Annotated in this window: 10 protein-coding genes and 1 pseudogene; 7 read left to right on the forward strand and 4 right to left on the reverse strand. The window is 29.9% G+C overall.

The genetic code is table 11. The features are described from left to right. Nucleotides 1-5 precede the first annotated feature (5 nt). Nucleotides 6-467 (forward strand): annotated as a pseudogene (locus N3Z17_RS06375) (tRNA-dependent cyclodipeptide synthase); the annotation flags it as partial. A 110-nt stretch (nucleotides 468-577) separates the two neighbouring features. Here the strand turns inward: N3Z17_RS06375 and terL are convergent. Further along, a complete protein-coding gene (gene terL, locus N3Z17_RS06380) occupies nucleotides 578-1,984 on the reverse strand; it encodes a phage terminase large subunit (RefSeq protein ID WP_282471880.1) in 1,407 nt (468 codons plus the stop codon). A 71-nt stretch (nucleotides 1,985-2,055) separates the two neighbouring features. On the opposite strand from terL, the gene N3Z17_RS06385 reads away from it, so the two are divergent. The 3 genes from N3Z17_RS06385 (at nucleotide 2,056) to metK (ending at nucleotide 5,844) form a co-directional block, all read left to right on the forward strand. Then, nucleotides 2,056-3,807: an aminopeptidase P family protein gene (locus N3Z17_RS06385; protein WP_282471881.1), complete on the forward strand. Its 1,752-nt coding sequence runs from the start codon at nucleotides 2,056-2,058 to the stop codon at nucleotides 3,805-3,807. A gap of 65 nt (nucleotides 3,808-3,872) precedes the next feature. Beyond that, on the forward strand, nucleotides 3,873-4,676 hold the full coding sequence (locus N3Z17_RS06390) for an RNA polymerase factor sigma-32 (RefSeq protein ID WP_282471882.1): 804 nt from the start codon (nucleotides 3,873-3,875) through the stop codon (nucleotides 4,674-4,676). A gap of 31 nt (nucleotides 4,677-4,707) precedes the next feature. Beyond that, nucleotides 4,708-5,844, forward strand: coding sequence for a methionine adenosyltransferase (gene metK, locus N3Z17_RS06395; protein ID WP_282471883.1), 1,137 nt, complete (start codon nucleotides 4,708-4,710; stop codon nucleotides 5,842-5,844). 7 nt (nucleotides 5,845-5,851) lie between these two features. On the opposite strand, the gene N3Z17_RS06400 is transcribed toward metK, so the two are convergent. The 3 genes from N3Z17_RS06400 to N3Z17_RS06410 form a co-directional block, all read right to left on the reverse strand. Further along, nucleotides 5,852-6,628, reverse strand: coding sequence for a hypothetical protein (locus N3Z17_RS06400; protein WP_282471884.1), 777 nt, complete (start codon nucleotides 6,626-6,628; stop codon nucleotides 5,852-5,854). A 63-nt stretch (nucleotides 6,629-6,691) separates the two neighbouring features. Next, nucleotides 6,692-8,224: an AAA family ATPase gene (locus N3Z17_RS06405; RefSeq protein WP_282471885.1), complete on the reverse strand. Its 1,533-nt coding sequence runs from the start codon at nucleotides 8,222-8,224 to the stop codon at nucleotides 6,692-6,694. A 71-nt stretch (nucleotides 8,225-8,295) separates the two neighbouring features. After that, nucleotides 8,296-9,573: a sigma-54-dependent transcriptional regulator gene (locus N3Z17_RS06410; RefSeq protein ID WP_282471886.1), complete on the reverse strand. Its 1,278-nt coding sequence runs from the start codon at nucleotides 9,571-9,573 to the stop codon at nucleotides 8,296-8,298. 438 nt (nucleotides 9,574-10,011) lie between these two features. Between N3Z17_RS06410 and N3Z17_RS06415 the strand changes: the two genes are divergently transcribed. The 3 genes from N3Z17_RS06415 to N3Z17_RS06425 all read left to right on the forward strand — a co-directional run bounded on the left by N3Z17_RS06415 (nucleotide 10,012) and on the right by N3Z17_RS06425 (nucleotide 13,247). Continuing rightward, nucleotides 10,012-11,151 (forward strand): hypothetical protein, encoded by a 1,140-nt coding sequence (locus tag N3Z17_RS06415; RefSeq protein ID WP_282471887.1) that lies wholly within the window; start codon nucleotides 10,012-10,014, stop codon nucleotides 11,149-11,151. A gap of 148 nt (nucleotides 11,152-11,299) precedes the next feature. Continuing rightward, the gene (gene potA, locus N3Z17_RS06420) at nucleotides 11,300-12,406 is read left to right on the forward strand and encodes a spermidine/putrescine ABC transporter ATP-binding protein PotA (RefSeq protein WP_282471888.1); all 1,107 of its coding nucleotides are present in this window, start codon (nucleotides 11,300-11,302) and stop codon (nucleotides 12,404-12,406) included. After that, complete coding sequence (locus N3Z17_RS06425; RefSeq protein WP_282471889.1) at nucleotides 12,393-13,247, forward strand: ABC transporter permease; 855 nt, start codon at nucleotides 12,393-12,395, stop codon at nucleotides 13,245-13,247. Before potA ends, N3Z17_RS06425 begins: the two co-directional genes overlap by 14 nt. Nucleotides 13,248-13,313: the final 66 nt, after the last annotated feature.

Genomic DNA, 13,313 nt, shown 5'->3' on the forward strand with positions numbered 1-13,313 from the left:
AAGGTAAAGCAAAACAAAAAGTAAGAAAGCAAGATAATTATTTATACAATAAAATTATAAAAAGTTTAGAAATGCTGGGAATAAAGGATGAAGAAAAACAACGCAATGCAATAATAAAATTATCTGACATAAAAAGTAATACCATATACAAAAATGTGTTATCTCATTATAAAAATCTTTTACAAGAAAATGAGGAATTTAGAAGATTATATCAAGCTACAACTAAAGCAATTATAGAATCATATGCAACTGATTTTGATGCTTTAAATATAATGGAGAATAATTATTTAATTGAAGAATTGCCAATATTAACTCATATAGGTAAAATATTAAATATAGAAAATACGGTTTTTGTTTATAAATCAATTATAGAAATTTTAATCTCTTTATATCAAGAACCACAATTATACTCAATAGATTTAAAGGGACAGTTATTTTGTACGCTAAATTTTTTAATTAAGAATTAATAAATAATACAACATTTTATTAGAGAGTATTCAAATTGGTTATTATGTATAAGTAGCAATTATCCTGGCTGAAAATTGTTTAACTCTGATTAATCTAATTGCACTTAACGTCACAACTTTCTTATTTTAAAATTAAAATTGTTAAAATTTTTATACCATGTAAGAAACTGTACCATAGAATCTATTTGATCATCATGATGAGATTCTGGAAACGAAAAAAGTTCTAATTCAAAGTCAACTAACCAAGATGAATCTTTAGGAAGGTATAATTTACCTGCTTCTATAATGTTTAAAGTTAACATAAATCGAACTAATTTTGATTTCTCAGGTAAAAATTTAATGATTGGTATCTTTGAAATGCAGTTAATATCTTGAATTATTTGTTGACCACTAGCCTTATCCTCAATAATAACACCATTTGGTTTATACTCATTATATTTTTCCACAATCATCTGCTTTAAATCAGGATAGCTTAACTTTTTTCTAAATACATCAACTAAATAGTATGCGTTATTGGTCACACCCCAAGATGTACAAACACTATAATCATTTGCACTACCAATCTTAATTGCTGTATCCCAGCTTTGATATATGCAATTAAAATTTGGAGCATTGGAATATTTCTGAATCCATTTTTTATCAATGAATTGACTTTGCATACTAATTGGATTTTGTTGATATTGTGCTGAAAAAGCATGTAATCCCAATTCTTTTTTTAGAAAATCAACTTCTTTTACTCCCTCTCTTTTATCACAAAGCAATTCATTTTTATTTCTAAAATAATTAAATTTTTTAAACGAAATAGCCTGGTCATTTTCAGATATAATGGGTATTTTTAGGTATTCCCAATTTTTATTTTTAAGCAAATATCCAGATAAGTCGCTACTATTTAAACGTTGCATAACCACTATAATGGCACCATTTTTTTTATTATTTAAACGAGTTAAAAATGTGCTGGAAAACCACTCATTAACTTTCGCAAGTTTTTTTTTACTAAAGGCTTGAGAAGGCGTTAAAGGATCATCAACAATTAAATAATCAGCACCCTCACCCGTTATATTGCTAGTAATTGAACAGGCAATCCTAAAACCATGATCTGTGGTACAAAATTTTTCTTTTGTATTTTGTTTATTGGAAATTGATGTATCAAAAATACCTTTATACCAATTTGAATTTATTATTGTCTTACAATCCAACGATAATTTTTTGGCAAGTTGCATGCTGTGGCTAGCTACAATAATCTTCTTGGATGAATCTTGTGCAAGTAACCAAGCTGGCCATGACACACTTACACAAAATGATTTAAGGTATCTTGGAGGCATGTTTATTATAAGCCTTTTGATTTCTCCGTTTTCTAGAGCTTTTAAATATTCGCAGATCAAATCTATATGCCAGTTATTTATGAATGGTGTGTTTGGATGTAAGGTGTAAAAAGATTTTTGTAGAAAAATTTTAAAATTTGTTTTAATGATTTTGTTTAGAATATTCTGTATCCTTGATTCTAAAAAATAAGACATTGCATTATTAACTAACAAAAATAATAATCTAGACTGAAAAATTAATTCAAGGAAGACCTAGTATAAATAGTATGGAAAAAGTAAATTTGTTAAAAAATTCATTTAAAACTCGCAACATAGACGCTTATCTAGTACCAAGTTATGACGAATTTCAAAATGAATATTCTCCTGAATGCCTTCAGAGATTAAAGTGGTTAACAAATTTCAGTGGCTCAAACGGTCTAGCCCTCATAACGAAAGATAAAAATTACCTTTTCACAGATGGTAGATACTTAATTCAGGCTAAGAACCAATTATCTGATGATTACCTAATATTTAACATACAAGATGCTGATGATATTTTTAATAAAATATTCAGTATAATCAGCTCCAACTTTTCAGTAGGATATGATCCTTTTATTTTTAGCAAATGGGCATTAGAAAATTTTTCAAAACTCTATATTAAAGATGTTGCAAATATTAAATTGGTACCTTTAGAAGGTAATTTAATAGATGCAATTTGGAATAGAGATAGGAATTTTAAAACTAAGGCTCCGCTAATACTTGATGCAAAATACACTTCGGAAACAGAAACCCAAAAAATAAGCAAATTAATTGACAAATTAAAAGCAGACTACATATTAATCACATCACCTGAAAGCATCTGTTGGCTTTTAAATATCAGAGGTATTGATTTAAAATACACTCCTTTAATAATGGCCTATTGTCTAATCAGTAAGCAAGGAGATATAGAAATTTTTAGCAATTTAAAGAAAATAAAAAGTAGTTATCCTAGCATAAAATTACTTCCCTTCGAAAATATTAAATGTAGGTTTTTAGAACTAGATAATCAAAATAAAACTATTCAACTTGACCATTCCCAAACTCCAATTTGGTTTATTGATAATTTTCAAAAAAATAATCTGCTTATTGATAAAAATCCTTGCATCCTACCAAAATCAATCAAGAATAATATTGAAGTAGCTGGCATAAAATATGCAACCATTCAAGATGGGATTGCCTTAACAAAATTGTTTAGCTGGCTGGAAGTGCAAATTAATGCTGGTGAAGAAGTGACTGAAATTGATATCGATAAAAAGTTATCATATTTTAAAAAACAAAATCCTCTATTTAAAGGCAAAAGTTTTGAAACTATTTCCTCCTTTGGCAAAAACAGTGCAATAATACATTACAACCCTTATGATGGCGATAATTCAAAGGTTGGAGCTGATAATTTGTTTTTGTTAGATTGTGGCAGTCAATATGAATTCGGTACAACTGACGTAACAAGAACTTTATGCTTAGGCGTTCCATCGACTCCACAAAAATTGTATTACACTTTAGTGCTAAAAGGGTTAATTCATCTTAGTACCTTAATTTTTCCTCAAAATACTTCTGGATCACAAATAGACGCATTAGCACGACAATTTTTGTGGAAGTATTCTTTAGATTATCCACATGGCACTGGGCATGGAGTTGGACATTATTTATCTGTTCATGAAGGACCACAGGGTATTAACAAATGTAATTACCAAGAATTAAAAAATAATATGATTGTGACCATAGAGCCAGGATATTATATCCCAGAAAAATATGGAATAAGAATTGAAAATATAGTGCTTGTAAAAGCAGTTGATAATGACAAAGGCTTCTTGCAATTTGAAACGCTGACTTTAGCTCCTATTGCATATAATTTAATCAATACAGAATTATTGATTACTCATGAAAAAAAATGGCTACTGTCCTATCATCAAAAAGTAAACAACTCTTTATCCCCATTTTTAGACGATATCGAAAAAAAATACTTAGAAAAACACTTGCAATTCTATGGCAATTTAACTTAAAATACCCTTGTGTATTAATTTTTATTAACTATATTAGTAATAGAAAACAGATAGTGTAAATAACTATGAGTGAATTCAATCTACCTTCAACATCAACGGAATTGAGTCTTTCGTCTTATATGCAACAAGTGAAGAGCTTTCCTATGCTCTCGCAAGAGGAAGAAAGTGCTCTAGTAGACTCATGGATAAAAAATAAAGACTTAGAAGCTGCTCACAAATTAGTTACTTCGCATTTGAGACTTGTGGTTAAAATGGCCTTAAAATTCCGCAATTATGGATTGCCGTTGATGGACATAATATCTGAAGGAAACATTGGATTAATGAAAGCTGTGAAAAAATTTAAACCAGAAAAAGGAAATAGACTTTCAACTTATGCAATGTGGTGGATTAAGGCCAGTATACAAGACTATATAGTTAAGTCTTGGTCTATGGTTAAAATTGGTTCTGGAGTTCTACAAAAAAAACTTTTCTCAAGCGTAGCTACTTTCAAGAAGAAATTTGATACTAAAGATAACGAATTTGAAAAAACTGATAGTATTTTAGAAAATAGTTACCAAACAGTTTCGTTAAACGAAAGATTAGGTTCTGAAGAAGGTGCAGAATTTATTGATACGATATCAGATACTACAGAAACTCATGAAGAAAAGATAGCTGATAAACAGATTAATAACTTGAGGATCAATATTTTAAAAAATGCAATTGCCTCTTTAAATGAGAGGGAACAGGAAATCATAAAGCAAAGAAGATTATCTGAAACTCCAATTACATTAGACATTTTAAGCAAGAAATACAATGTGTCTAGCGAACGCATTAGACAAATTGAGGAATCTGCCTTAAAGAAAATAAAACAATTTGCCAGTCAAGCTTAGGATTTATTTGAATATTACTAAAGTCTAATCAATGAAATTTTTTACATCAGAATCAGTATCTGAAGGGCATCCAGATAAAATAGCTGACCAAATATCAGATGCAATCCTAGACGAAATATTGCAAAATGATAAAAATTGTGCAGTTGCGTGTGAAACGATGGTAAAAAATTCTCTTGTTATTGTTTCAGGAGAAATTAATACCAATGTTTGGGTTGATCTGGAAAAAACAATCCATGATGTTTTTAAAAACATAGGCTACAAAGATATTTCACACAATATTGATCCCGACAGAATTAGTATAATTAATTTAATTTCCAAGCAATCTACTGAAATCCATAATAGTGTTTTTGATAAATCCAATGAATGCATAGGAGCTGGTGACCAAGGCATAATGTTTGGATACGCCTGTGATGAGACAGACACATTCATGCCAGCACCAATATATTTTGCAAATAATTTGTTAATTGAACTATCAAAAAAACGTAAATCTAATTCAATAGATTGGCTTGCCCCTGATGCAAAAAGTCAAGTAACGGTTCAATATGAAGGTAACATTGTGTCAAGAATAGATAGTGTGTTAATATCTACTCAACACGATAAAAATATTCCTCAAGAGCAAATAAGAACGACTATAATCAATGACATTATCAAAAAAGTCTTACCTGCAAAATACCTTGATGAAAACACAAAATATATTATTAACCCAAGTGGAAGCTTTATTGTTGGCGGCCCCTACGCAGATTGCGGTTTAACAGGAAGAAAAATAATCGTTGATACATATGGTGGCTACGCTAGACATGGAGGTGGCGCTTTTTCTGGCAAGGATCCGAGCAAAGTAGATAGATCAGCTAGCTATATGGCACGATATATAGCAAAAAATATTGTGGCTGCAAAGCTTGCAAGCCAGTGCGAGATACAACTGTCCTATGGAATTGGAATTTCAGAACCTTTATCAATTTACGTCAATACATTTGGAACTAGTAAACATCCAGATTCTTTCTTTATAAATCTCATAAAAAAACATTTTAACTTAACGCCAAGAGGTATCATAGATACCTTAAATCTAAAAAATACAAAATACTTAGATACTGCAGCATATGGACACTTTGGCAGAAAAGATAAAAATTTTTCCTGGGAAAATGTAGATATGGCAAGCAGGTTTACGTAAAAATAAATTATAGCTCGTCAGCTTGATGCTTATGCACTTCTTCACATAGAATAAATGTTATTGTTTCATTGGGATAATAAGTACCTTGAAAAATATTAGCCTTGAGCTCAGTTAGTTTTTCATCTTTCTGATTACATTCACCATTGGCAGTAACGTAAGCATTCAAAGCTCCTCCTTCTTCCATAAGATATTTTTCATATTGTTTAAGTGAATCAAAATCCCTTGGTGAAGTAATATTGATTGCTTCATATTCAAATATTTTTTTACAGTTTGAAAAAGTAATAAATTTTACTGATTCTATAATTGGTCTAGAAATAAATACTGTAAATATGGCAAGGTCTTTAAGGTGACTAAGGCAACGATTAGATAATCCCACGTCTGCGTCTGCAGCAACTGCAACACCAGCACCAGCAACTGCAACTGCACCAGCATTATATGATGCGATAATACCAAGTGTCTTAAATGTCAAAAAGCTAAGGCTTCCTGACCATAAAAATTCTGAAACTGTACCATTCAACAAGTAGACTATAGAATGACATAAGCTATGCATTAACTTAGAATTATCTTGTAATTTAACTAGAGTAGTAACTGAATTACTATCATTTCTATAATAGTCCATAAACTCACTTCTTTCTAAAATAAATGCATAATCTAATGCGCTTAGTTCAAAAACTTTATCTTTATATTCATTTAATTCCTTCCGACATTTTGCTGAATTTTGCAATGCCTCAAACACAGCTTTTTTTGAAAAAATAATTGATAATTGCAAAAAGTTAAAATTCATAATATTATCGTTGCACTTAACATTACCTAGATTAATTTCTGAAATAATCCCGCTTGAGTTATCTTATTTAATCAAAGAAAGAGCCTTTACATAATTGGGATTTATCAGGTAATTAGGCTTCGCTAGGTTGCCAAATATTACGCTACAATCCTCATCATTTTTTGAAATTACACTTTTAAATTCCTCTAATAATTCTGCATTAGGTATAGAAAATATAAATTCATCACCGTCTTTTTTCATCGTTAAATAACCAGAATTTAATAACAAGTATGAAAAAAACTCCTCATGATCAGCACCTATATACCAATCATACTTAAATAACGAAATTTTATTATCAAACTTTAATCTGAAAGTTGCTTTATCTGATAACTCTAACAATTTGAGACTTAATGTACTATTTAAACATTTCTCTTTAGTAAATAAACGTTGTAAAATTGTGCTTGCCCCACTTTTTGTCCAGTAATTTTGTGGGACCAAATCACTATTTGAATATGCAGCATTTAGATACTTCATAACAGCCCACGGTGTGTATGCACGACTATAAATTCCTTTATCTACAGGAATATAATACCCATCATACCAACTTGTAATTTTGTGAAAAATATCTTCATTATTTTCAAAAGAAAATTGACTAATTAATTTTTTCACCTCCCCCTCTGAAAAACCAAAATTCTTACTAAATTTTGTATCGGAAATTCCATATGGTGAGATATTGTTACAACCAGAACCAGCTTCTCTATGAATTGTGTCAAATATTCCTGTAAGTATTAGAGTTTTTACGTGCTTATTGGTTTTAGCTAAGGGCGAGCATAGCGTCTGGGAAATAAGCTTGGAAATTTCTGTTACTAACTTACTTTGTTCTAGATCCTGCTTTTTACCTAGATTTTTTTCTAAAAAAGCATTAACTGGTTTATCAACCTCATCCACCAATATATATACCTCTTCTCCTTCCTTATTTCCATGATACTTATGCAATAATTCACATAAAAACTTTATACTATTTTCTAGAGTAATCTTTTTATCATCATAATCAATATCTATGTATTTGTTAAAATCTTTCCTTTCATCCTCATGCAATTCATTACTATCTAAAATATATCTAAAGTCCCTATATAAAGTTTTAACCTCTATCTTTAACGTATTTGTTATTTCTTCAATTGTATCTCCAGTTATATCTTTTAGGGTTATGAATATCACTGGATGTTTTCCTTGATACTTCATATAATGACCATTATCTACACTGGATATTGCAAGTTTGTTACCTAAAAATATATCTTTATTACAAGCCACTTTTTTTTCACCCCAATAACTCCTGCCTAGCTCCCAAAGATTTGATAAATAATTATTCCCTGTCCAATAAGTTTTTTTACATTCCTCTGTTTCAGGCTCTAAAAATAATTTTAGCATATTAAGATTTAATGTCTTACCCCATCTTCTAGGATGAGTAATAAGCATTGTCTTTTCACTACTATCTAATACTTCTTTGATAAACAGAGTTTTATCAACGTACACATCGTATTGTGTAACCATCTCTTTAAAGTTATCAGTTCCTAAAGCAATTTTTAAAGGCCGAGCCCCATTTGTTAAATAAGCCATAACACACACCAAGCAAAATTTGTAATCTACATATCATATTTTCACTTAATTTGCACTTTTTATCAATAAAATTAGTCATTTAGACTAATTTCGTAATATTGTTTTAATTTGGTTTGTAATGTACTAATAGATATGCCTAGAACTTTAGCAATTAAATCATAGTTTTTATCATATTTAGACATAGCCCTATCTATAGCTCTTTTTTCAGTTATCTCTAAGGATTCAATATCACCCTCATCAGAAACATCTATCAACAATATATGTCTATCTTCAATTTTAACATTAGCACAAGTCAATACAGCTCTGTGAATGGTATTTTCAAGTTCTCTAACATTACCTGACCATGAATGTAATTTTAGTTTTTGCAAAGCAGATTCATCGAAAGTTTTAAGATCTAAATTATTTATTTTACAATATTTTTTTAGGAAATATTCCGCTAAAGGTTTTATATCCTCAATCCTATCAGCTAGTTTCGGCACCTCTAAATGTATAACATTCAATCTATAAAATAAATCTTCTCTGAAATTGCCTTTTTTGACTTCTGAAATCAAATTGCGATTAGTTGTAGCTATAATTCTAATATTAAGTTTAACCGGTTCATTCCCACCAACTCTAAATATTTCTCTTTCCTGCACAGCCCTAAGTAATTTAGCCTGTAACCTTAAATCCATTTCACTAATTTCATCTAGAAAAAGCGTACTATTATTTGCCTGCTCAAATTTTCCAATTCTTCTTTCTACTGCTCCAGTAAACGCACCTTTTTCATGTCCAAACATTTCTGATTCCAACAAATTTTCCGGAATTGCAGCACAATTTATAGACACCAATTCATTTATAAAATTTTTGCTGTGCTTATGTATCAATTTTGCAATTACCTCCTTACCAACTCCAGACTGACCTGAAATCAAAACATTAGCAATTGATGGAGCTATTTGCTTAGCGATTGAGATAACTTTTGCCATTTTTTGCGAAAAACAAATTATCTCTTCTTCACTCTCTGAATTATTTGATATTATTGAAAATAGAGTAGCTATCACATCTTTATTCGGTGGAAGCAATATGTATTCAATCGCGCCTTCCTTTATACTTTCAGCAGCTCTTTTAGGGTTATTAGAAAGGCCACAAGAAACAATGGGAATTGAAAAATGTTCATTTTCAAGTGCAGATTTTAATTCTTTGATGCTCATTTCAGAATCAATCATTATTAACTCAATATTCTTCCCACTCCTCAGTGTTATCATAGCTGAATTAAAATCTATAGCATGCAAAATCTTAGCATTTTGCTCTTTAGCTAATTTGGCAGCATTGATCATGTGCCCTTTTAAATCCCCTATTATTAATAAACGCATCTTATACTCTAAAACTTATAACACAGATTATAACCACAAAATTACTTAAATCAACGAGCTATATATTGAGTAATAGCCTCAACTTATAAATTTGAATTTACGTTTCTTTATTGGCCTAATTGTAATATTTTTTAGTAAAAATACCTAATTTTAATACTTTTTAGTAAAAATATGTTGCCTATTTATTAAATACTTTGTATAATTGCGACCAAACTAATTAGCCATAAGCATTAATATGAAAATTAAACACACATTAGTCTATAGCATGCAAGACGCTCTGGCAAAGTGTGTTCATTGTAATTTCATTATGCAGAGGTTTATGTCTTATCTAAGGCCAATTTATAAACTTAGCTACCGTATTATTTAGTCAGGTTTCTGAATTATACCCCCAAAACTCTCCTACATAAACGTACTATAACATTTTAACGGTAAAAAATCATGCCTATTATTAATACACTGAAGACGCTAACCTTAGCGACAACAATAACAATGAGTAAAGCAACATTTGCATATTCAGCTACATACTTTTTTAATTCATATGCATACGAACCATTGGCTAACGCTGTATCAGAATATGCTAAAGAATGGGTACTATATGAATATAAGACTTCAGTTTTTGAAAATATATACAACGTAACACGCAATAATTTAAGCCCTGAAATTGCCGATTTTAGCGTTCATTTAGCAAAGAATTCTCTTCCAGCATTAAAAGATGCCATATTGCTTGATGGTATAGTAAGTTTTACTTTAGGAGGACCCATATTATATCCAATAATTGGATCCACCATTGCATATGCTTTGAGAAAAAGCATCAATGGTTATTTTGAAAATTCTAAACTACATGAGGTAACTGGTGGAGTGGTTGCTGGTGCAATTAAATATGGAATATCGAAAAGCACTTTAAATGGTAAAATTTTATTTATAGGCGCAGTAAACAATGGATTATATGAATATTTTAAACCAGAGGTCGGTGCTACTATTAATAATGCAGATATGATAGGCTTATATACATCACTTACTATGATTGAAGGCGTTGATGCTGTGCTTAAATTTGCCCAAACTTACATTTGGGGCAATGATGCTGAACTTAATGTTATACTAAATATAAATAATTTATTAGGTCAAATTGCAACAACTTTGAAAGTTACAGGGTTGGTAAGTGCATCTATATGGATATTTTTAGAAGATAAAGATTTTTACTGCAATAAAACACAGTGCTTTAAAAAAGGTATAGAATTCTATACAGATGATATGTGTTATATAGATGAACGCTATAAAGATGAATTCGCTTGGACTCCAGAGCGCACATTAAGTATTCCTAATAAGGTCATTGATGATATTGCATACGCAGTGAATTATGTAATGAATTCGCAAAAACCTACACCAGATATGCCAGCGAATGAAGAGGCAAATGTAAATTCCACATTTGATTATTATAATACTACCAAAGCACAATGTGTTTTAAAAAATTTTACGCAACTGGATATATGTTCGGCAGATGAATATTATGATGAGTTAGTGCAAAATACTGAATTAAATAGCAAAGGAGTTGAGCAAGACGTAAAAGAAGAACTCTGATCTGAAAAACAAGAATGTTAAAAATAGCATTCTTGTTTATTTTTGTTTTGATAAATATAAAAAAATAAGTATAGTGAAGTCCTCTGATGAAGATTGAAATTTCAATCGGGCTTTTTTTAAAATTTTAGTATTGGAGGTCATTTATAAATTGAAAAATAATTTTCCAATTTTAAATCTCAAAAACATCCACAAAAACTACCAAGGAGAAGAGATAATTAAAAACGTTAATTTTTCAGTAAATAACGGTGAATTTGTAGCTATACTTGGACCATCTGGATGTGGCAAAACAACAATTCTAAGGTTAATAGGAGGGTTTGAAAAACCTGATTCAGGAAGTATTTTTATAAATAACCTAGAAGTTAATAACATTTCACCCTCAAATAGAAAAGTTAATACAGTTTTTCAAAGCTACGCCTTATTTCCTCATATGAACGTATTTGATAATATAGCGTTTGGTTTGGTAGTTGAAGGTAAATCCAAGGATTATATTAAAAATGAAGTTTCTCAAATTGCAAAAAAAGTTGGGTTGGAAAAATTTTTACTTAGAACTCCCGATCAATTATCCGGTGGGCAAAAGCAAAGAGTTGCAATTGCAAGAGCTATAATTAAAAAACCTCATATACTCTTGCTAGACGAACCTCTAAGCGCACTTGATAAAAAATTACGTCAAAAGATGCAAGTTGAGCTTAAAAAATTGCAAAAAAATCTAGGAATTACATTCATATTTGTAACTCATGACCAAGAGGAAGCACTATCTGTAGCAGATAAAGTTATAGTGATGAGCGATGGGAAAATTGAACAAATTGGCACTCCAAGAGATGTATATGAAACACCAAGCAACTTATTTGTTGCCCAATTTGTTGGTGAAATAAATGTTTTTGATGCAGAAATTACTAAAGTTTCTAACAATAAAATTACTCTTTATGTTGAAAACGAAGTTACCTACACGACAAAGAGTAATGAAAATTTCAAAGTAGGAGATAAAGTAAAACTCCTATTTAGGCCTGAAGATTTAAGAACTGAGACTATAAAAGATTCTAAAACCTTAAAAAATGTCTTTATTGGAAAAATTGAAGACACTACCTATAAAGGTGCGACACTTGATTCATCAATTGTCCTCAAGAGTGGAAAAAAAATAAAAGCTAGTGAATTTTTTGACGAAGATGACGCAGATTTTGATTACAAGATTGGAGAAAATATCACAGTTCATTGGATTGATGGTTGGGAGGTAATTTTGAAAAATGAAGAACGATAGCCTTTTTAGAAAAGCAGTCATTATAAACACAATATTATGGCTTTTTATAACCACTATTGCACCAAATCTACTAATAATTCTAATTAGTTTTACAAAAAGAGATCCAGAACAATTAATAAATTTTAGCCTCACCTTAGAAAATTTTTCTCAAGCCCTTTCGCCACTTTTTTTAAAAGTTTATTTTAATTCACTAAAAATTGGAATAATCAGTGTAGCACTATGTCTAATATTTGGATATGCCTATGCATTTATAATGTATAGAGAAAAAAATAAATTTATAAAATATTTTTTACTTATTGCAATAATAATTCCATTTTGGACTAGCTCATTGATTAGAACTTATTCAATAATTTTTATTCTAAAATTGAATGGCTTTTTAAATCAACTCTTATTAGCAATTGGATTAATAGATTCACCCCTTAATATGCTTTATAGCAACGGTGCTGTAATCTTTGGCTTCGTATATACTTTAATACCATTCATGATAATACCAATATTCTTATCTCTAAGAAAAATTGAATATTCATTAATTGAATCTGCAAAAGATTTAGGTGCCTCTTCAACTGACATTTTTTTAAAAATCATACTACCTTTGAGTAGCACTGGAGTTATATCAGGTTGTTCTATGGTATTACTTTCATCGCTTGGGATGTTTTACCTATCAGATTTATTAGGTGGCTCAAAAACTGTTATGATAGGCAATTTAATTAAGGATCAAATACTACTTAATAACAATTGGAACTTAGCTAGCGCTATTAGTGTTATACTTTATTTGATAGTTATTTTTGGAATTATATTTCAAAGAGAGAATTATAAAATTAATTTTCATGTAAGTAAATAATGGAAAAAAAATTGAAATTGCTATATCTAAGTATTTTTCTTTTAATACTCTACTTTCCAATAACGA

The organism is Candidatus Bandiella numerosa, assembly GCF_029981845.1.
Lineage (GTDB): Bacteria > Pseudomonadota > Alphaproteobacteria > Rickettsiales > Midichloriaceae > Aquirickettsia > Aquirickettsia numerosa.